This window comes from Halomonas sp. YLGW01, from assembly GCF_014840935.1.
GTDB lineage: Bacteria > Pseudomonadota > Gammaproteobacteria > Pseudomonadales > Halomonadaceae > Onishia.
Genome location: NZ_CP062005.1, coordinates 2,732,457 through 2,752,197, shown reverse-complemented (window position 1 = coordinate 2,752,197; position 19,741 = coordinate 2,732,457). Strand labels below are relative to the sequence as shown.

Below are 19,741 nucleotides of genomic sequence, written 5' to 3'. Positions count from 1 at the left end.
CCACCATAACAATGAGCCCGCCATGACCGTTCAGACCCTGACTCCCAAGCGCCGCTTTCGCGGCACGCCCCGTGGCCGCGAACTTGAGGCCGACCGTCTCCATGAGCTGCGAGCACTGCTCGGCGACGAGCGCGAGCATCCCGAACTCGCCCGCCGCGACCTCTTGATCGAGCATCTGCATGCGCTGCAGGACACTCGTGGCCATCTGGCGCTGCCGATGCTGCGGGCGCTCGCCGCCTACATGAACCTGCCGATGGCCGCGGTCTACGAGACCGCCACCTTCTATGCTCACTTCGATGTGATCGCCGACGGCGAGACGCCACCGCCGGCGATGACGGTGCGGGTCTGCGATTCGCTGTCCTGCCAGCTGGCTGGCGCCGAGGCGCTGAAACAAGCCCTCGCCGCCGGCACGGACCCGAAGGCGGTACGGGTGCTGCGCGCCCCCTGCATGGGACGTTGCGACATGGCGCCGGTGGTCGAGGTCGGCCACCGGCATCTCCTGCACGCGACCCGGGAGGCGGTCGAGGCGGTCATCGACACCGGCCACGTCCACCCCGAGGCCATCGACTGGCAGAAGCTCGAGGACTATCGCTGCGAGGGCGGCTATGAGCTGCTCGCCCAGTGCCGGGCCGGCGAGGTTACGGTCGAGGCACTGATGGGCGAGCTGGAGCGGGCCAACCTGCGAGGGCTCGGCGGAGCGGGCTTTCCGACCTTCAGGAAGTGGCACTTCGTGCGCCAGGCGCCAGGGCCGCGCTACTGCGCCATCAACGCCGACGAGGGCGAGCCGGGCACCTTCAAGGACCGCTACTACCTGGAGCATTCCCCGCACCGCTTCCTCGAGGGCGCCCTGGTCAGCGCCTGGGCGGTCGAGGCCTGCGCGCTCTACATCTACCTGCGTGACGAGTACCCGGGCCTGCATCGAGTACTGCATGAAGCGATCGCCGAGCTCGAGGCGGCGGAGCTCGTCGCCCCGGGGTATGTGGTGATGCGACGCGGCGCCGGGGCCTACATCTGCGGCGAGGAGTCGGCGATGATCGAGTCGCTGGAAGGCAAGCCCGGCAAGCCCCGCCATCGCCCGCCCTATGTCGCCCAGAAGGGGCTCTTCGACCGCCCGACCCTGGTCAATAACGTCGAGACCGTCTACTGGATTCCGCTGATCCATCAGCGCGGCGCCGACTGGTTCTCAGGCCAGGGCCGCCATGGGCGTCAGGGACTGCGCAGCTTCTCGGTCTCGGGACGTGTCAGGCGCCCAGGCGTCCATCTGGCCCCGGCGGGCATCACCCTCACCGAGCTGATCGAGGAATACTGCGACGGCATGCAGGAAGGGCACACCCTGGCCGGCTACCTGCCCGGCGGCGCCTCCGGTGGCATCCTTCCGGCATCGAAGGCCGATATTCCGCTGGATTTCGACACCCTGCAGGCCGAGGGCTGCTTCATCGGCTCGGCGGCGGTGGTGGTGTTCTCCGACCAGGACGACCTGCGGGCGGTGGCCACCAACCTGCTGGCCTTCTTCGCCGACGAGTCCTGTGGTCAGTGCACGCCCTGCCGGGTCGGTACCGAGAAGATGCTGACGTTGCTCGAGCGCGAGGTCTGGGACGCCGAGGCGCTCAGGCGCCTCGCCACCGTGATGATGGACGCCTCGATCTGCGGGCTCGGCCAGGCGGCGCCCAATCCGGTCCTTGGCTTGCTCAAGGACTTTCGCGACGGCCTCGCCGCGCAGAACCTGATCGTCAAGGGCTAGGGGAGCGAGACCATGATCACCCACGAGAGCGGTAACGAGGGTTTCACCCTGACCCTGGACGGTGTCGAGGTCAGCGCCTACCCCGGCGAGAGCCTGTGGCAGGTCGCCAGGCGCGCCGGCGAGACGATTCCCCACCTGTGCTTCACCGATGCCGCCGACTACCGGGCCGACGGCAACTGCCGCGCCTGCATGGTCGAAATCGAGGGCGAGCGGGCACTGGCCGCCAGCTGCCTGCGCGAGGCGTCACCGGGCATGGTAGTGCACAGCGCGAGCTCCCAGCGTGCCCGCACCGCCCGCGAGGCCGTGCTGGAACTGCTCGCCGTCGATCAGCCGGACCGCGAGGCCGGCCCCGACCGCTCCAGCCACTTCTGGGACATGGCCGATGCACTGGCCATCGACGCCACGGCGGTGCGGGAATGGCTGCCGCGCCGCGGCGAGCGCGCCGCCCCGATCGTGCATCATGCGTCGGCCCACCCGGCCGCGCCGGCCCAGGATCGCTCCCATTCGGCGATGCGCGTCAACCTCGACGCCTGCATCGAATGCACCCTCTGCGTCCGCGCCTGCCGCGAGGTGCAGGTCAACGACGTCATCGGCCTGGCCCACCGCGGTACGGCGTCGAAGATCGTCTTCGACTTCGACGACCCCATGGGTGAGAGCACCTGCGTGGCCTGCGGCGAGTGCGTCCAGGCCTGCCCGACCGGGGCCCTGATGCCGGCGACCCTGGTCGACGCGGCCGGCCGTGGCGACTCCCGGGCCGCCGATCGGGAGGTCGCATCGGTGTGTCCCTATTGCGGGGTGGGCTGTCAGCTCACCTACCACCTTAAGGACGATGCCATCCTGCACGTCTCCGGCCTTGATGGGCCGTCCAACCACGGCCGGCTGTGCGTCAAGGGCCGCTTCGGCTTCGATTACCCGCGCCATCCGGCGCGGCTGACGCGACCGCTGATCCGCAAGCCCGGCGTGCCCAAGGGGCTCGACCCGGCCTTCGATCCGGTCAATCCGACCAGCCATTTCCGCGAGGCCAGCTGGGACGAGGCGCTGGAGGTGGCCGCCCGAGGCCTGACCGAGATAAAGGCCGCTCATGGCCGCGATGCCCTGGCCGGCTTCGGCAGCGCCAAGTGCTCCAACGAGGAGGCCTGGCTGTTCCAGAAGCTGGTGCGCACCGGCTTCGGCTCCAACCATGTCGATCACTGCACGCGGCTCTGTCATGCAAGTTCGGTGGCGGCGCTGATGGAGTGCATCGGCTCCGGGGCGGTGACCGCTTCCTTCATGCAGGCGAGCCAGGCCGACGTGGTGCTCCTCACCGGCTGCAACCCGGCGGTGAATCACCCGGTGGCGGCGACCTTCTTCAAGCAGGCCGCCAAGCGCGGCACCCGGATCATCATCATCGACCCCAAGGGCCAGGCGCTGGGCGCCTATGCCCACCAGACCCTGCGCTTCACCCCGGGCAGCGACGTCTCGCTGTTCAATGCCATGCTCAACGTGATCGTTACCGAGGCGCTCTATGACGAGGCCTATATCCGCGATCACACCGAGGGCTTCGAGGCGCTGAAGGCCCATGTGCAGGATCTGACGCCCGAGGCCATGGCCGATAGCTGCGGCATGAGCCCCGAGGAGATCCGCGCTGTGGCCCGGGAGTACGCCACAGCCGAGCGGGCGATGATCTTCTGGGGCATGGGCATCTCCCAGCACGTGCACGGCACCGACAACGCCCGCTGCCTGATCTCGCTGGCGCTGGCCTGTGGTCATACCGGGCGACCAGGCACCGGCCTGCACCCGCTGCGCGGCCAGAACAACGTCCAGGGCGCCTCGGATGCGGGCCTGATTCCGATGGTGCTGCCCGACTACCAGCCGGTGGGGAATGCCCAGCTGCGCGCCGCCTTCGAGGCGCTATGGCAGATGCCGCTGGATGACCGGCCGGGGCTCACCGTGGTCGAGATCATCAACGCCATCGCCGCCGGCCAGATCCGCGGCATGTATATCCTCGGCGAGAACCCGGCGATGTCCGACCCGGACCTGGATCACGCTCGGGCGGCGCTGGCCAGGCTCGAGCATCTTGTCGTGCAGGATATCTTCGTCACCGAGACCGCGCAGTTCGCCGACGTCATCCTGCCGGCTTCCGCCTGGCCGGAGAAGGACGGCAGCGTCACCAACACCAATCGCCAGGTGCAGCTCGGCCGTGCCGCCGTGCCGCTGCCCGGTGAGGCCCGGCCCGACTGGTGGATCATCCAGGAGATCGCCCGGCGCTTCGGGCTTCCCTGGGACTACGGCCATCCCCGCGAGGTCTTCGCCGAGATGAAGCAGGGCATGCATTCGCTCGAGAACATCAGCTGGGCGCGTCTGGAGCGCGAGGGCTCGGTGACCTATCCCTGCCCGGCGGAGGACGCCCCGGGCAGGGACGTGGTCTTCGGCGATGCCTTCCCCACCGCCTCGGGCCGGGCGAAGTTCTCGCCGACCCTGCCGCTGCCGCCGGACGAACCGATCGATGGCGACTACCCGACGGTGCTGACCACCGGCCGTCAGCTCGAGCACTGGCACACCGGCTCGATGTCGCGCCGCTCCCAAGTGCTCGATGCCCTCGAGCCTGAGGCGGTGGCGAGCCTCGCCCCCGGCGAGCTGCGCCGGCTGGGGCTTGCGGCCGGGGAGTGGATGCGCATTACCACCCGGCGCGGCAGCATCGTCCTGCGGGTGCGGGTCGATCCGCTGATGGCCGAAGGCATGGTGTTCGTGCCGTTCTGCTACGCCGAGGCGGCCGCCAACCTGCTGACCAATCCGGCACTGGATCCCTTCGGCAAGATACCCGAGTTCAAGTACGCCGCCTGTTGGCTGGCCCCGGCCGAGGCACCGGTAGCGACTTCCTGACTCGGCCAAGCGGCCGCGTCAGGGAGGCCCCGAACACCACTCATGAGGCAGGAGGACACGAGGATGATGATCGTCGAACTGATCGATGGAGATGATTTCCGTCACACGCTGGTGGACCTGGGGGTGCTGATCCCGGAGGGGGCCTGCCCGGAGACCTGCGCGCGGATGGCGCGACGCAAGTACCTGGAGGTGGGCGTGCCGGGGCTCGAGGTCGCTGTCACCGAGCTGATGGCGCACAGCGATGTGATGCTGCCCTCGGTGCGCCGTGCCATAGAGGCGCACCTGCTGCCGATGCTGGCGTTGCCTCGTTCGTCCTGAGCGAGGCACCGGCCGGTGGCTGGCCAATGCTCAACGCCACGCCCGCCGTCAGGCGAGCGTGGCGTTGAGCGTGGACAGCAGTCTGGGGTATTGGGAAGGAGACATCGTCGGGGTTAGAGCGCGGCGGCGCCTCCGTCGCTGCGCGGGTCGTGGGCACCCTCCAGCAGGCCATCCGGATGGCGCACGATGGCACCGGCGTGGCCCATGGTGTCGCTGAAGGCCTCGTCCAGCACCGTGACGTCGTGACCTGCCGCCTTGAGTGCCTCCACCAGCGGGGCTGGGAAGCGTTTCTCGAGCTTGAGCCCGGTGCTGGCCTCGCCCCATGTGCGGCCCAGGAGCCAGCGCGGGGCGCTGATCGCCTGCTGCAGGTCCATGCCGAAGTGGGCATAGCGGCTGTAGATCGCGGCCTGGGTCTGGGGCTGGCCCTCGCCGCCCATGGTGCCGAAGCCCATCACCCGACCGTCGTCGAAGCGAGCAAGCGACGGGTTGAGGGTATGGAAGGGCTGGCGATAGGGCTCCAGGGTCTGTAGCGCCTGCGGGTCCAGCGAGAAGCTGATGCCGCGGTTCTGCCACATCACCCCGCTCTGCGGCAGCACCACGCCGCTGCCGAACTCCCAATAGACGCTCTGAATGAAGCTGACCATCCGTCCCTTACCATCGGCGGCGGCCATCCAGATGGTATCGCCCTCGGCGGGCTCATGGGGCCAGGGCAGGGCGCGGCTCGCGTCGATCTGTGCCGCTTCCCGATCCAGCGCCTCGGAGGTGAGCCAGCTTTGGGGGGCGCGGGGCAGCCGGCCGGGGTCGGTGACGGTGGTGTCCCTTGCCATGAAGGCACGTTTGGTGGCCTCCACCAGGCCGTGCAGGTGCGCGAAGCCTTCGCCCTCGCTGACACCCAGGCGCTCGAAGACACCCAGCGTCATCAGCGTGGCCAGCCCCTGGGTGGGTGGGGGCAGGTTGAAGACGCGCGCCTTCCCGAGTCGAACCTCCAGTGGAGTAACGGCCCGAGCATGGTAGCGGGTGAAATCATCGCGGCGCAGCGGGCTGCCCAGCGCCTCGAGGTCCGCGGCCATGCTGGCGGCGAGCTCGCCCCGGTAGGCGTCGTCGAGCCCGGCGCGGGTCAGGTGCTCGAGGGTGTCGGCAAGCTTCGCCTGGCGCAGCCGCGAGCCGGTCGCGGGCGCCTGGCCGGCGTCCAGATAGGTCTCGGCGAAGCCCGGCGCCGCGGCGAGGGCCGCCAGGTGCTTGGCGGTGAGTGCCGCCTGGCTGTCGCTCACCGCCACGCCGTTGCGGCCATGGCCGATGGCTGCCTCGAGCAGGCGTGATAGCGGCAGAGTGGGCCCCCAGGCGGCGGCCTGGTCGAGAGCCAGCTGCCAGCCGCCGAGGGTGCCCGCCATGGTCAGCGCGGCGAGCGGCCCTCGGGTGGGGATGCCCTCCGCGGCGCCGATGCCCCGCTCGGCATAGAAGTCGCGACTGGCCAGCTCCGCCGAGGGGCCGCTGGCATCGATGGCCAGCGGCGGCTTGCCGGGCTCGTGAATCAGCCAGAAGCCGTCGCCGCCGATGCCGTTCATGTGCGGATAGGCCACGGCGATGGTCGAGGCCATGGCGACCATCGCTTCGACGGCATTGCCGCCCTCGGCGAGGATGTCGCGGCCGGCCTGGGCCGCCAGGTGGTGAGGGGCGACGGTCATGCCGCCATAGGCACGAGTGGTGTGTTGCATGGGGCGCCTCAGGAGAACAGGTCGATGTACATGCGCACCGCAGTGGCGAGCAGGAAGAGGGCGAACAGCCGCTTGAGCAGGGCCGGGTCGATGGCATGGGCGAGCTTCGCCCCCAGCGGGGCACAGAGCATGGTCATCGGTACGATGGCGGCGAAGCCCAGCAGGTTGACGAAGCCGATCGAGCCGGGCAGCCGGTCGGGTACGCCCAGGCCGCTGAGCATGAAGCTCAGGGTGCCGGGGATGCTGATCACCAGGCCGAGCGCGGCCCCGGTGCCCACGGCGATGCGGATCGGGATGTTGACGGCGCTCAGGGTCGGCACGCTCAGGGTGCCGCCGCCGATCCCCATCAGCGACGAGATGCCGCCGATCACCATGCCGATCAGGCCGCTGCCGACCGGGCCCGGCAGGCCCTCGCGCAGGATGCGGGTGTGGCGGCGAAACATGTTGGCGGCGACCAGCAGGGCGATGGTGGCGAAGAGTCCGGTCAGGGCCGCTCCGCTCAAGTAGCGGCTGGCGAAGCCGCCCAGCAGCACGCCGATCACCACGCCGGGCACCAGGCGCTTGATCACGGCGCCGTCGAGGCTGCCCTTCTGGCGGTGCGTCCGGGCCGACATGATCGAGGTGGGAATGATGGTGGCAAGCGATGTGCCCACCGCCAGGTGCATGCGTACCGCCTCGTCGACGCCGAGCAGGGAAAAGAGGTGGAAGAGCACCGGCACGATGACGATGCCGCCGCCGACCCCCAGCAGGCCGGCCATCACGCCGGCCACCGCCCCGGTGGCGAGCAGGGCGGCGATCAGTCCGAGGATCCCGGTCAGGGATGACGTATCCAGCAATTCCATGGTGTGGCTTCCTTCATGATTGAGGTCGGCGCGGGTCGCCTCGGCGACCCGCGAGGGAGGGCGGCTACCAGCCGATCGCCTGGGGGAGCCAGGTGGCGATGCCCGGGAAACAGAATACCAGTGCGACGGCAATGACCTGCAGCCCGACAAAAGGCACAACCCCCACATAGATATCGCGGGTCGAGACCTCCGGCGGTGCCACGCCCTTGAGGAAGAACAGCGCCCAGCCGAAGGGCGGGGTCAGAAACGACATCTGCAGATTCATGGCCACCAGGATCGCCAGCCACACCATGTCTGTCCCGTAGCCGATGAAGACAGGCAGGAACATCGGCAGGGCGATGTAGGAGATCTCGATCCACTCGAGGAAGAAGCCCAACACGAAGAGGATCAGCATCAAGAACAATAGCGCCCCGAGTTCGCCGCCGGGCAGCATGTCGAAGAGATCATGCACCATCTGCTCGCCGCCGAGCCCGCGGAAGGACAGCGAGAACACCTGGGCCAGCAGCAGGATGAAGTAGACCATGGCGGTGATGGTCAGGGTGCCATGCAGGGTCGCCTTGAGGGTGGCGAAGTTCAGCTTGCGCCCGATCAACGCGATCAAAAGGCTGCCGAGCGCCCCCATGGCGGCGGCCTCGGTGGGGGCGGCCACGCCGCCGACGATGGAACCCAGCACCGCCACCACCAGCGCCAGCGGCGGCAGCACCGTGGCCAGCAGGTCGCGATAGAGCTGGCGCCGCGAGAGGGTGGCGCGCTCGGCCTCGGGCACCGCCGGCACCCAGTCCGGCCGCAGCCAGCCGAGTACCGCGAGATACAGCATGTAGGTCAGGGCGATCACCAGGCCCGGGATGAAGGCGGCGGCGAACAGCGCCCCCACCGACTCGCCGACGATCTGTGACAGCAGGATCAGCACCAGGCTCGGCGGGATGATCTGGCCAAGGGTCCCCGAGGCACAGATCGCCCCGCAGGCCACGCTCGGCGCATAGCCCCGGCGCAGCAGGGTCGGTAGGGTCAGCATGCCTACCGTGACCACGGTGGCGCCGACGATGCCGGTAGAAGCGCCCATCAGCACCCCGACCAGCACGATGGCGATGCCCATGCCGCCGTTGAGGCGGCCCATGGCGTGGCCGATGGTGTCGAGCATGGCCTCGGCGACCCGGGACTTCTCGAGCATCACTCCCATGAACACGAACAGCGGGATGGCCATCAGGGTGTAGTTGGAGACCACGCCGTAGAGGCGCTGGGGCAGCAGACCGAAGAGCATCGGTCCGAAGCCCAGCAGGCCGGCGATGAAGCCGGACACGGCCAGCGAAATGGCCACCGGGATGCCGATCAGCATCATGGCCAGGAAGCCGCCGATCATGCCGATCAGTAGCCATTCATTTGCCATTGCAGAAATACTCCACAGAGAAAGGGGGCCGAGCGGCGCTCGGCGGCAAGGGTAATCGGGTGCCGGTGAAGAGGCCGGCCTGCGCTCAGGCGCTGGCCCTCGTCAGGCGTTGGCTTGATCCGGGGCGGTTGGCGAGGCCGGCACCCGTGCACCGCACAGGGCCAGCAGCGCTCGCAGCAGATCGGCGAGTCCCTGCAGGGCCAGGGCCGCGAAGCCTAGCGGCAGGAAGGCCTTGAGCAGGTAGCGGTGGGGCAAGCCGCCCGGGTCCGGGGAGCCTTCCCCCAGCTGGAAGGACTGCATCACGTAGGGCCAGGACAGCCAGACGATCGCCAGGGCGGTCACCAGGGTCAACAGGCCGCTGATCAGGTCGATCAGCAGCTGGCCGCCGGCAGGCAGACGGTCGTAGATCACGTCCACCCGCACGTCGGCGCGGTGCTTGAGGGCGTAGGACACGCCCAGCAGGGCAATCGGTGAGAGCAGGTGCCACTCCAGCTCCTGCAGCCCCACCGGGCTGATGGAAAAGAAGTAGCGCAGCAGCACATCGGTGGCGACCAGCCCGACCAGTGCCAGCAGGCAGAGTCGGGCGAAGCCGCCGAGGATGCCGATGCCGTGCTCGATGGTTTCGATGAGCGACGCCATGGTTAGGTCTCCGGTCGGGGATGGAGTCGGGATCAGCTCGGCAGGTCGAGGAAGGCCTTCTCGCTCAAGGCTTCCCACTCGCGATGCTTGGCGCGGAAGCCCATGAAGGAGTCATAGACCCGCTGGGTATCGGCATCCGCCGCCGCCATGGTGGAGAGGGTGTCGGCGGTGACCTCGCGCAGCCGGCTGATGATGTCGCCGGGCAGCGGCCCGGCGATCACGCCCTCGTTCTCCACCAGATCGCTCAGGGCCTCGGCATTGACCGACTCGCACCAGGCCTGGCTCTCGATGTTGCAGGCCATGGCCGCGGTCTTGACGATCGCCTGCAGGTCGGCGGGCAGTGCGTCCCAGGCCTGCTTGTTGATCATCAGTTCGGTGGCGTTGGTGGGCTCGCTCCAGCCGGTGGTGTAGTAGTACTTGGCCGCCTTGTGCAGGCCCAGGCGACGGTCCTGATAGGGGCCGACGAACTCGGCGGCATCGATGACGCCCCGCTCAAGGGCCGGGAAGATTTCGCCGCCGGGCAGCAGGCGCACGGCGACGCCGAGCTCGCTGTAGACCTTTCCGCCGAGGCCCGGGATGCGCATCTTCAGGCCTTTCAGGTCGTCGACGCTTTCCAGCGGATCGCGGAACCAGCCGGTCATCTGCACGCCGGTGTTGCCCATCGGGAAGGCCACCAGCCCGACCTTGGCGTAGAGCTCGTGCCACAGCTCCAGGCCACCGCCGTGATACAGCCAGGCGTTCATGCCCTGGGTGTTCATGCCGAAGGGCACGGTGGTGAAGAACTGGGCGGCGGGCAGGCTGCCGGACCAGAAGTAGGCGTTGCCGGCGTTCATCTCGACCATGCCCGCCGAGACCGCGTTGAAGCCTTCGAGCGCCGGGACGAGTTCGCCGGCAGCGAAGTGCTGAATCTTCATGCGGCCGCCCGACATCTCCTCCACCTTCTTGCAGAAGTCGGTGGGGCTACCCGGCCCTTCGACATAGAAGGGAGAGCCGGGGCCGTAGGCGTTGGTCATCCGCCACTGGACGGTCTGGCTGGACTGGGCGCGGACGATGGCCGGTGCCCCCATCACCAGGCCGGCGGTGGAGGAGACCAGGGCGGTGCTCAGGAACTTGCGACGATTGAAGGTCATGACGGTGACTCCCGATGTGGCGAAGGAAGATTGACGAATGTAAATCTTCTAAGGGAGCTTTAAGCACAGCATGTGCCAGTCATGCCTTATTCATTTTTATTCCATATATTTCAGTATGATGGGTTTGTAAGAGATTGGCTTGTCAGGCGCGGCGCGCGCGGGATCATCGTCCGATCTCGGGGCATCTGCTCGAGTGCAGGAGTTGACAAAGGTGAGGTGGGGGCAGGGAATCGAGCATTTGTATGCTCAGGGGCGACCCGGAGCCATCAAACGGTCGCCATCGAGGGAGGGCAGGGTGTCAAAAGTAAGGGCGGCACCCTTGTGAGGCGTCTGCACCCTTTGGGTGCCCCCTGTCCGCCAGGCCCTGATCGTGGCGCGAAGGCGTGAGAACGCAAGCTGGGGCGGCCGCTGGGCCGCCGCTGCGGGGGAGGAAATATGGCAAGAGCTGAGAGCCGGGGGCCGGCAAGGTGCAATCCCCGTTACAGGCGTGCCCCACCGCGACGATGCTTGACCCGCGACATCAGGCTCTTGCAGTCCACCGACAGGATCTCGGGGCGGTTGAAGATGCGCTCGCGGACGAAGGCATCGAAGCTGGTATAGGTATCGGTCAGGGTGTGGATATGCAGGCTTTGCAGGTCGCTCATGATGTAGAGGCTGACCACCTCGGGGCAGTCGGACAGCTCTTCGGCGACCTGCTGCAGGGCAGCGGGTGCGACCCTCAGGTCGACGAAGGTGGAGATGGCCTTGCCGAGCTTCTCCGGGTTGACCACCGCGGTGAACTGCTCGATCACGCCTTCCTCCACCAGGGCGTTGACCCGGGTGCGGGCATGAGCCCGTGAGATGCCCAACTGGCGGGCGATATCGGCATAGGACATGCGCCCGTCCTTGATCAGCAGGTTCAGCAGTTCGGTATCGGTCGTGTTCATGGCAAGGGGCCTTTGCGGACGCGAGGCTCGCCTACGCCGTGGCGAGACACGCTATGACAAGACCCTATCTTCCCTCATCCGGCCGGTGGCGACAAAGCGGCGACAAATAAAGCCACCATGTCGAGGCATGGTGGTCGGGGCGTCGTTCCGGGATCAGCGGCCTGCCGGTACCGGCAGGCCGCTCGCTCAGGGCTGCACCAGCTGCAGGGAGGGCACATTCTCCCCCAGGTTGGCGAGCATCCGTTCGCTGTACCAGTCGACGAAATCGATCACGCCGAACTCGTAGGTTTCCGAATAGGGGCCCGGCTCGTAGCCCCGGGAGTTGATGCCGCGCTGGTTCTCCTCGGCGAGGCGGCGATCCTGGTCGTTGGTGGCGTCCCAGACCTTACGCATCGCCTCCGGGTCGTAGTCGACGGAGGCCACGGCGTCCTTGTGCACCAGCCACTTGGTGGTCACCAGCGTCGTCTGCGGGCCCAGCGGCAGCACCCGGAACACCACGGCATGATCACCCATGAAATGGTTCCATGAGTTGGGCAGATGCAGGATGCGCAGCGAGCCCATGTCGGCATTGGGCAGCCGGCCCATCAGCTTTTGGCAGGCCGGTGTGCCGTCCATCGTCATCGAAACGGTGCCCGCGAGCAGCGGGGTACGGGTCAGGCGGTTGCGCCGGCCGAGTCGCCTGAGTCGCCAGGGGATGCCCGCGGCCTCCCAGTCGCCCTGCTTGCGGGCCACGTGCGCCCGGTAGGCCGGGGTCGCACGCGGGTCGTCACTGTCGTCGAACTCCAGCAGGGAGTTGAGCAGTTCCGGGTGCGAGCCGTTGCAGTGATAGCACTCCCGGTTGTTCTCGACCACCAGCTTCCAGTTGGCCTGCTCGACGATGCTGGATTCCGCCGCCACCTTCACGTCGTCCATCTGGTAGGGGGCGAGGTACTCCTCAAGGCTGGCCATAAAGTCGTCGATCGGCGCGGGGTTCTCGGCCAGGCTCACATAGATCATGCCGCCGCCCACCCGCACCTGCACCGGCTTGAGGCCGTAGGCGGCGAGGTCGAAGTCCGCCCCCATGTCGCTGCCAGCGAACAGCAGCCGACCGTCGAGCTCATAGGTCCACTGGTGATAGGGGCACACCAGCTTGGCCACCTTGCCCTTCTCCTTGAGACACAGCCGCGATCCGCGGTGGCGGCAGACGTTATGAAAGCCATGGATCTCCCCGGTGCCGCCGCGCACCAGGATGATCGAGTTGTCGCCGACCTCCAGGGTCACGTAGTTGCCCTTGGCGGGAATCTCGCAGCTCAGGGCGGCGAACAGCCACTCCTTCTCGAAGATCTCCTGCATGTCCAGGGCGAACAGTCGCTCGTCGTTGTAGAAGGGCTGCGGCAGCGAGAACTTCGGCGTGCGCTGATTAAGCATCTCGACCGTGGCTTCTCGTGCGCCGGCCAGGGGATCGTCCAGACGGACAGGGGAGAGGGAGTCCATGGCGCGTTTCCTCATCAAACAGGGCCAATGCGCGAGCCGAACGCTCAGTCGCGGTGAGGGGGAGGCATCGCCGCGAGGGGCGTGCGACATGCCATGAAAGAAGATGCCATGAAGTGTGGAGCGGTAAGCAGGGGAGCAGTTGTCTGCCGGCGACATCTGGTGATTCGCCGGCGACGAGGCCCGCCGCCGGTGGCAGGGTGGCTGGACGCCATGGACATGTGCGTGTCGCAGACAGACAAGTGGGCAGGCGTTCTCGTGGCGCAGAATTCAGGCAAGGCTTCACCGGCTCAGGTGCCAGGCGCGGGGCGCCCTCGAGGCGCCTGCCGGCACGTCCAAGCGAGAAATCATCATGATGTCAGCCTTCCTCAATCCGGTAACCACGCAGACCTGGACCAACGGCCGCCATCAGGTGCGCTGCGTGAAGGTCATCCAGGAGACCTGGGACGTGCGCACCTTCTGCTTCATGGCCGAGCAGCCGGTGCTGTACTTCTTCAAGCCGGGGCAGTTCGTGACCCTGGAGCTCGAGATCGACGGCGAACAGGTGATGCGCTCCTATACCATCTCCAGCTCGCCCTCGGTGCCCTACAGCTTTTCGATCAGCGTCAAGCGCATGCCGGGAGGACAGGTCTCCAACTGGCTGCATGACACCCTGAAGGCCGGCGACGAACTGGCGGTGCACGGGCCGGTCGGCAACTTCAACATCATCGATCATGCCGCCGACAAGGTGCTGATGCTCTCCGGCGGGGTCGGCATCACGCCGCTGATGTCGATGACCCGCTGGCTGTTCGATACCAACGCCTCGGTGGATCTAGCCTTCGTGCACAGCGCCCGCTCGCCGAAGGACATCATCTTCCACCGCGAGCTGGATCATATCTTCTCGCGCATCCCCGAATTCAAACTGCATATCATCTGCGAGCGCAGCGACGAGCTCTGCGAGGCCTGGGCGGGCTTCCGTGGCTATCTGAACCAGCCGATGCTCGAGTTGATGGCGCCGGACTTCATGGAACGCCAGATATTCTGCTGCGGCCCGACGCCCTACATGAACGCGGTCAAGCGCATCCTTAGGGACAACGGCTTCGACATGAGCCGCTACCATGAGGAATCCTTCGGCGCCACGCCGCTGGACGTGCAGGAAGAGGTGCTGGAACTTGCCGAACAGGCCGAGGCGGAGGCCGAGGAGCTCGACGTCTCCGACATGTACAGCGTCGAGTTCAGCGCCACCGGCAAGAGCGTGCGGGTGCAGCCCGGCGAGACCGTGCATGCCGCCGCGGCCAAGCTCGGCCTGCATATCCCCAAGGCCTGCGGCATGGGCATCTGTGGCACCTGTCGGGTGCCGCTGAGCGCGGGGCAGGTGGAGATGGAGCACAACGGTGGCATCACCGAGGAAGATATCGACGAGGGCTATATCCTGTCCTGCTGCAGCAAGCCCACCGGCAACGTGGTGGTGGATTTCTGATTTCCTCGTCCTGATGTCGCGCCGCCGAGGGGCCTGTTCTCGGCGGCGCTGTCGTGTCTTCTAGCCGTCTCCGGCGTGGCTAGCGCGGGTGGTCGACGGGGACGAGGCGATACAGGCCGCCCCTGGGGCGGTCGTTGAGCAGGTAGATCAGCCCGTCCGGTCCCTGGCGCACATCGCGGATGCGGCCGATCTCGCCTTCGAGCAGCACCTCGGCGCGACTGACCGTATCACCCTCGATCGTCAGGCGCGTCAGCGTCTCGCTGCGCAGCCCCCCGGCCAGCAGGTTCCCCCGCCAGCCCGGAAAGTGCGGGCTATCCACCCAGGCGAGCCCCGACGGCGCATAGCGTCCCTCGAACACATAGGCGGGATCGCGCATGCCCGGCGCGTGGTCGCGACCGATCGGCAGGTTGGTGCTGTAGTCGCGCCCGAGCGTCACCTCCGGCCAGCCGTAGTTCACCCCCGCCTCGAGGCGGTTGATCTCGTCCCCGGTGCGCGGGCCGTGCTCGCTTGACCAGATGGGGCCGTCCGGCAACACCGTCAGCCCCTGGATGTTGCGATTGCCCAGGGTGAAGACCTCGTCGGCCACTGAGGCGTCGCCGACGAAGGGGTTGTCGGCGGGGGCCTCGCCAGCCGCGGTCAGACGCAGCACGCTGCCGGCGTGATCGGCGCCGTCCTGGGCCCGATCGGCATCGCCACGATCGCCGATGCTCAGCAGCAGAGTGGTGTCTGGCAGCCAGGCCAGCCGCCCGCTGTAGTGGTGTTTGGGCGAGGTGAAGTGGTTCTGCGCGAACACCGGCTCCACGTCCTCCAACCGCGGCCCGCCCGGGCCGTTCAGGAAGAGCCGCGCCCGGGCCACTGCGGTGCCTCTGCCCCCGGGACCGGCCTTGGCATAGCTGAAGTAGAGCCAGTCATGTTCGCCATCGCCAAAGTCCGGGTGCAGGGACAGGTCGAGCAGGCCACCCTGACTCTTGGCCACTACCCGCGGCACGCCCTTGAGGCGCGCGACCCTGCCCCCTATGTCGACCAGGGCCAGCCGCCCCGGGCGTTCGCTAACCAGAAAGCGGCCGTCGGGCAGGAAGGCCAGCGACCAAGGATGCCTGAGGCCCTCGGCCAGGCGTTCGAGGCGAAACGCATGTGGCGTGCCGGGCAGGCGCTCGGCGATCGTTTCCGCGGCCAGGGCCGTCCCCGGAGCCAGCAGCGTCATCGCCAACGATGTGGTGGTCAGCAGGCTCGTGGTCAGCAATGTCGTTGTCAGTCGTGTTACGGCAAGGCGCATCAGGTGTGTCACGGCAAGAACTCCCATCCTTGAGCAGTCCTCCTTACCCTAGCACCCGCGGGAGCCTGGCGTGTCACCGGCATTCATACGAGAGTACGCCAGGCGTTGAACCTAGGACTACTCGTTAGTTTGAATGGCCAAATAAAATAATTGATAATGCATTTTGTCTACTTTGATAATACATGGAAATAAAAAAGGATCATGCCCATGTTGCTGCATTCGCGACGCACCTGGTTGGTGGCCGGGCTGGCACTCGGCCTTGCCGCCCCCGCTCAGGCCGAGGTCAGCCTGACCCGGGGCGCTACCTCGATTCCCGATGGGGAAGCCACCGCCGCCGACGACCTGACCATCGCCAACGACCACCTGGCCTTTTCCCTGGCCGTCGAGTCCCAGCCGCCCTGGGGCGTGCCGCGCGGCACGCTGGTGGATCTGGCGGCCGTCAAGGATGGTGAGATGGACCTGGATCGCGTCGCCTTTGCCGACTTCATTCCCAACAACTGGTCGGCCTGGCCGAACAGCGAGAAGGAGGTCATGATCCTCGAGGACAGCCCCGAGCGTGCCATCGTGCAGGTGCGCCGCAACTGGGGCGATGCCTGGGTGATCACCACCTACCGGCTCGATGCCGGCAGCGACCGCATTCGCCTCGAGACCGAAATGGAGAACGGCGGTGACGAGGCCCTGACCGCGATCCGTTCCGGCTTCACCCTCTGGCCGGACACCGGGTTTCTGTTCGGCGTGCCGGGGCTTGGCGATGCCAAGGAAACCGTCGCCGACGAGGCCCTGACCGATCGCATGGTCGCCTATGACCGGGACTGGGTGATCGCCCTGCACGCGCCCTACTTCGACCGCGTCAACTACGAAGGCCAGGACATGTATCTCGAGCATGACCTGGCGCCGGGCGAGCGCCGGGTCTTCAAGGGCTCGCTGCAGGTGGTGCCGAAGGGCGACCTGGCGCCGGTGGTGGCCAACGAGATAGAGCGCAAGGATCAGCCGGCCGGGCGGATCAGTGGCAGCCTGACCAACGATGACGGCGAGGCGCCGCAAGACGGCCTGGTGATGGTCGAGCAGCAGGGCCATCCCTATGCCTGGACCCTGGCCGAGGACGGCCGGTTCGCGATGGATCTGCCGGCGGGCGACTATCAGGTCTATGCCACCGGGCTTGGCCATGCCAACAGCGCGCCCCGCGAGATCCGCGTGGCCGCCGATGGTGAGCAGACGCTGGACTTCGCGGGCCTCGAGGGGCCGGGCACCTTGGCGCTGGATGTCGTCGAGAGCGGCAGTGATCTCCCGCGGGATGCCCGCCTGACCATTCTCGAGGGCCAGCAGCCGGCGGTGGAGTTCCTCGGCAAGCAGACCTTCTTCACCGACCTCGACCCGGCCGGCAGTGCCAAGCTGTCGCTGGCACCGGGCGACTATCGCCTGGCGGTGAATGCCGGGGCAGGCTTCACCGCCGAGGGCGAGACCCTCGAGGTGAGCCTCGAGTCCGGCGAGCGTCTCGCGCGCACCGTCGAGATCGACCGTCTGGCCGAGCCCAACGCCCGCGGCTGGTACGGCGCCGACCTGCACCACCACGCCAATATCCTCGAGGGCACCACGCCCCCGGAGACCGTGGTCAGCGCGCAGCTCGCCACCGATCTGGACCTGACCTTCGTCAGCGACCACGACTCCACGGCCAATCATGAGGCCTTCCAGGCCCTGTCCGACAGCCGCGGCGTGCCCTTCATTCCGTCGATCGAGATCTCGCCGTCCTGGGGTCACATGAATCCCTTCCCCATCGCCCTGGGCGGTGAGCTGATGGTCGATCCGGGCACCGATGAGGTACAGGACATCATTCAGGATGCCCGTCGCCTGGGCGCCGAGGTGATTCCGATGAACCACCCGCACAACGACTACGGCTACCTGAGCAACCTGGCGGGTGACAAGGTGCCGGGTGGCTTCACCCCGAACTTCGACCTGCTCGAGCTCAACGCCGAGGTCGACAACGCCAAGACCCTCGAGAGTGCCCATGCGCTGTGGGACGAAGGCACGGCGATCTACTTCACCGCCGGCACCGATACCCACGACGCCTGGAACGACCTGACCGGTCGCATCCGCATGATGGCACGGGTACCCGGCGAGCTGTCGCCGCGCGCCTTCGCCCGTGCCCTCAAGGATGGCCACGGCTATGCGACCCAGGGGCCGCTGCTGTATCCGCAGAACGTCCTGTTCGGCGATACCCTGCGCCTGGCCGGTGACGAGCCCGCCACCTGGCATGTCGATGTCGCGGCGGTCGACGGTCTGGCCGAGGCGCGCCTGCTTGGCCGCGGCGGCGAGGTGCTCGCCACCCGCGAGCTCGACGGTAAGCAGGCCACCCTGGCCTTCCCGCTGGACGCAGAAATCGACGGCTGGGTCGCCCTGGAAGTCGAGGATGCCGACGGCGATCAGGCCTGGAGCAACCCGGTGTGGATCAAGCGTCAGGACCGCACGGCCTACGTCTCGGCCGCCGGCGAATGATCGGTTGATGCGCGCTGAATGAGGCGGAGGGGCGGACCATGCCGATTGGGCCGTTCGCTCTCCCTCATCTCGCCATCGCCAGATGCTTGGCAAGAGGCCGCGCCCGGGCGCGGCCTCTTGTCGTCTGGCTCCTGTTCACTGGCTCCTGTCTCCTGGTCCCGGATATTCCGATAAGCCTTTGGATCGAGCCCGCCGGCGGCGCCCTCAGCGCGCCGTCACCCTCACCCCATCGCCGAGCCGGTCGCTCGGGTAGAGCACCACCCGCTCGCCGGGCGTTAGCCCCTCGCGAATCTCCACCTCGAGGCTCGAGCGCTCGCCGACGGTCACCCTGCGTTGGTGCACCTCGCCGTCCTCGACCACGAACACCGCCCAGCCATTTTCCGGGGCGACGCGAGTGTCTTCAGCGGTGTCTTTGTCAGCGGCATCGTTGCCGACGACATCGTTGCCTGCGCCATCGTCTGGGCGAAAGAGCGCCCCCAGCGGCAGCTTCAGCACCGTCTCGTCGAACAGGATCACCTGTACATCGACCCGGTAGCCGTGGCCGAGCCGCGCCCAGCCGGCGGGCGGGCCGGTCAGGTCGAGGCGCACATCGACCCGCTGCTCCTCGATGCCCAGCGCCGAGACCCGGGTGCGGCCCAGCGGTTCGATACGCCGCACCAGGGCCTCCAGCGCCGGCCCGCCCCAGCCGACGATCCGCGCCCGCTGGCCCGGGGCGATGCGTACCGCATCCTCTGAGAGCAGATCGACGATGATCTCGAGCGCCGTGGGGTCGCCGACCTCGAGCAGTGGCGTGCCGGCGGGGATCACGCCGGCGCTCTCGCGCAGTACCCGCAGCACCACGCCGCTGACCGGGGCGGTCACCGGCAGGCATTCGCATGCCTCGCTGGCGCTGGCGATCTCGACGCGGCTGAGCAGCCGTGAGCGGGCCTTGGCGAGTTCATGCTCGCGCATGGCGAGCGCCGCCCGGGTGCTGGCAAGCGCCGCGCGGGCGACCCGGTGGAGGTGCTCGGCGTCGTCCAGGCCGCGCTGGGCGATGTTGCCGGCACGCCGCAGGCGCCGGGCGCGCTCGAGTTCGCTTGCCGCGAAGGTCAGATCGGCCTCGGTACGCTCGCGTTCGGCCCGGGCCAGGTCGTGGGCCGCCTCGGCCACCGCGATGACGGAGCGCTGTTCGGCCTCGCTACGCACATCGAGGAAGTCCGGCGGGGCGGGGGCGATGCGGGCGAGCTCGGTGACGTTGGCCTCGACCGGGTCGCCGGCCTCGGCATCGATGCGCTGAAGGTGACCGGCCAGCGGCGCGTCCAGGGTGTAGACGTCGCGCACCCGGGTCTCGCCTTCCTCGTCGATGGTCACGGTGAGCCGGCCCCGTTCGGCGACGGCCAGATCCACTGGCACGGGCTGGGGCCGCAGGGCATAGCCGAGGCCGGCCGCCAGTACCAGCACCAGCCCGCCCCAGATGAGGGTTCGGCGACGCTTGACGTCCACG

At 67.8% G+C, this 19,741-nt stretch carries 14 protein-coding genes; 5 read left to right on the top strand and 9 right to left on the bottom strand.

Going from position 1 to position 19,741, the window contains the following annotated elements; all coding sequences use genetic code 11:
* Positions 1–22 precede the first annotated feature (22 nt).
* The 3 genes from IEJ03_RS12585 (at position 23) to IEJ03_RS12575 (ending at position 4,921) form a co-directional block, all read left to right on the top strand.
* Positions 23–1,741, top strand: a complete 1,719-nt coding sequence (locus tag IEJ03_RS12585) for an NADH-ubiquinone oxidoreductase-F iron-sulfur binding region domain-containing protein (protein WP_192035184.1) — start codon at positions 23–25, stop codon at positions 1,739–1,741.
* 12 nt (positions 1,742–1,753) lie between these two features.
* Positions 1,754–4,603 (top strand): formate dehydrogenase subunit alpha, encoded by a 2,850-nt coding sequence (gene fdhF, locus IEJ03_RS12580; protein ID WP_192035183.1) that lies wholly within the window; start codon positions 1,754–1,756, stop codon positions 4,601–4,603.
* Between the two features lie 63 nt (positions 4,604–4,666).
* Positions 4,667–4,921 (top strand): hypothetical protein, encoded by a 255-nt coding sequence (locus tag IEJ03_RS12575; RefSeq protein ID WP_192035182.1) that lies wholly within the window; start codon positions 4,667–4,669, stop codon positions 4,919–4,921.
* Positions 4,922–5,034: 113 nt separating this feature from the next.
* Here the strand turns inward: IEJ03_RS12575 and IEJ03_RS12570 are convergent, their stop codons facing one another.
* From IEJ03_RS12570 to IEJ03_RS12540, 7 genes are all read right to left on the bottom strand, one after another.
* The gene (locus IEJ03_RS12570) at positions 5,035–6,636 is read right to left on the bottom strand and encodes a gamma-glutamyltransferase family protein (RefSeq protein ID WP_192035181.1); all 1,602 of its coding nucleotides are present in this window, start codon (positions 6,634–6,636) and stop codon (positions 5,035–5,037) included.
* An 8-nt stretch (positions 6,637–6,644) separates the two neighbouring features.
* On the bottom strand, positions 6,645–7,478 hold the full coding sequence (locus IEJ03_RS12565; RefSeq protein WP_192035180.1) for a sulfite exporter TauE/SafE family protein: 834 nt from the start codon (positions 7,476–7,478) through the stop codon (positions 6,645–6,647).
* A gap of 64 nt (positions 7,479–7,542) precedes the next feature.
* On the bottom strand, positions 7,543–8,865 hold the full coding sequence (locus IEJ03_RS12560; RefSeq protein WP_192035179.1) for a TRAP transporter large permease subunit: 1,323 nt from the start codon (positions 8,863–8,865) through the stop codon (positions 7,543–7,545).
* Between the two features lie 102 nt (positions 8,866–8,967).
* Positions 8,968–9,504, bottom strand: coding sequence for a TRAP transporter small permease subunit (locus IEJ03_RS12555; protein ID WP_192035178.1), 537 nt, complete (start codon positions 9,502–9,504; stop codon positions 8,968–8,970).
* Positions 9,505–9,536: 32 nt separating this feature from the next.
* Positions 9,537–10,634, bottom strand: coding sequence for a TRAP transporter substrate-binding protein DctP (gene dctP, locus IEJ03_RS12550; RefSeq protein ID WP_192035177.1), 1,098 nt, complete (start codon positions 10,632–10,634; stop codon positions 9,537–9,539).
* A 479-nt stretch (positions 10,635–11,113) separates the two neighbouring features.
* Positions 11,114–11,560: an Lrp/AsnC family transcriptional regulator gene (locus IEJ03_RS12545; RefSeq protein ID WP_192035176.1), complete on the bottom strand. Its 447-nt coding sequence runs from the start codon at positions 11,558–11,560 to the stop codon at positions 11,114–11,116.
* 186 nt (positions 11,561–11,746) lie between these two features.
* Positions 11,747–13,033: an aromatic ring-hydroxylating dioxygenase subunit alpha gene (locus tag IEJ03_RS12540; protein ID WP_192035175.1), complete on the bottom strand. Its 1,287-nt coding sequence runs from the start codon at positions 13,031–13,033 to the stop codon at positions 11,747–11,749.
* 349 nt (positions 13,034–13,382) lie between these two features.
* On the opposite strand from IEJ03_RS12540, the gene IEJ03_RS12535 reads away from it, so the two are divergent.
* On the top strand, positions 13,383–14,489 hold the full coding sequence (locus tag IEJ03_RS12535; RefSeq protein ID WP_192035174.1) for a hybrid-cluster NAD(P)-dependent oxidoreductase: 1,107 nt from the start codon (positions 13,383–13,385) through the stop codon (positions 14,487–14,489).
* Between the two features lie 79 nt (positions 14,490–14,568).
* On the opposite strand, the gene IEJ03_RS12530 is transcribed toward IEJ03_RS12535, so the two are convergent.
* Positions 14,569–15,777, bottom strand: coding sequence for a PQQ-dependent sugar dehydrogenase (locus tag IEJ03_RS12530; protein ID WP_242457968.1), 1,209 nt, complete (start codon positions 15,775–15,777; stop codon positions 14,569–14,571).
* A 195-nt stretch (positions 15,778–15,972) separates the two neighbouring features.
* On the opposite strand from IEJ03_RS12530, the gene IEJ03_RS12525 reads away from it, so the two are divergent.
* Positions 15,973–18,258: a CehA/McbA family metallohydrolase gene (locus tag IEJ03_RS12525; RefSeq protein ID WP_192035173.1), complete on the top strand. Its 2,286-nt coding sequence runs from the start codon at positions 15,973–15,975 to the stop codon at positions 18,256–18,258.
* A gap of 204 nt (positions 18,259–18,462) precedes the next feature.
* Here IEJ03_RS12525 and IEJ03_RS12520 read toward each other — a convergent pair whose 3' ends face one another.
* Positions 18,463–19,740, bottom strand: a complete 1,278-nt coding sequence (locus IEJ03_RS12520) for an HlyD family efflux transporter periplasmic adaptor subunit (RefSeq protein WP_192035172.1) — start codon at positions 19,738–19,740, stop codon at positions 18,463–18,465.
* Position 19,741: the final 1 nt, after the last annotated feature.

Bases quoted from the DNA above. Each gene is read 5' to 3' on its own strand.
- IEJ03_RS12585 (WP_192035184.1), top strand. From the start codon at position 23: ATGACCGTTCAGACCCTGACTCCCAAGCGCCGCTTTCGCGGCACGCCC.
- fdhF (WP_192035183.1), top strand. From the start codon at position 1,754: ATGATCACCCACGAGAGCGGTAACGAGGGTTTCACCCTGACCCTGGAC.
- IEJ03_RS12575 (WP_192035182.1), top strand. From the start codon at position 4,667: ATGATGATCGTCGAACTGATCGATGGAGATGATTTCCGTCACACGCTG.
- IEJ03_RS12570 (WP_192035181.1), bottom strand. From the start codon at position 6,636: ATGCAACACACCACTCGTGCCTATGGCGGCATGACCGTCGCCCCTCAC.
- IEJ03_RS12565 (WP_192035180.1), bottom strand. From the start codon at position 7,478: ATGGAATTGCTGGATACGTCATCCCTGACCGGGATCCTCGGACTGATC.
- IEJ03_RS12560 (WP_192035179.1), bottom strand. From the start codon at position 8,865: ATGGCAAATGAATGGCTACTGATCGGCATGATCGGCGGCTTCCTGGCC.
- IEJ03_RS12555 (WP_192035178.1), bottom strand. From the start codon at position 9,504: ATGGCGTCGCTCATCGAAACCATCGAGCACGGCATCGGCATCCTCGGC.
- dctP (WP_192035177.1), bottom strand. From the start codon at position 10,634: ATGACCTTCAATCGTCGCAAGTTCCTGAGCACCGCCCTGGTCTCCTCC.
- IEJ03_RS12545 (WP_192035176.1), bottom strand. From the start codon at position 11,560: ATGAACACGACCGATACCGAACTGCTGAACCTGCTGATCAAGGACGGG.
- IEJ03_RS12540 (WP_192035175.1), bottom strand. From the start codon at position 13,033: ATGGACTCCCTCTCCCCTGTCCGTCTGGACGATCCCCTGGCCGGCGCA.
- IEJ03_RS12535 (WP_192035174.1), top strand. From the start codon at position 13,383: ATGATGTCAGCCTTCCTCAATCCGGTAACCACGCAGACCTGGACCAAC.
- IEJ03_RS12525 (WP_192035173.1), top strand. From the start codon at position 15,973: ATGTTGCTGCATTCGCGACGCACCTGGTTGGTGGCCGGGCTGGCACTC.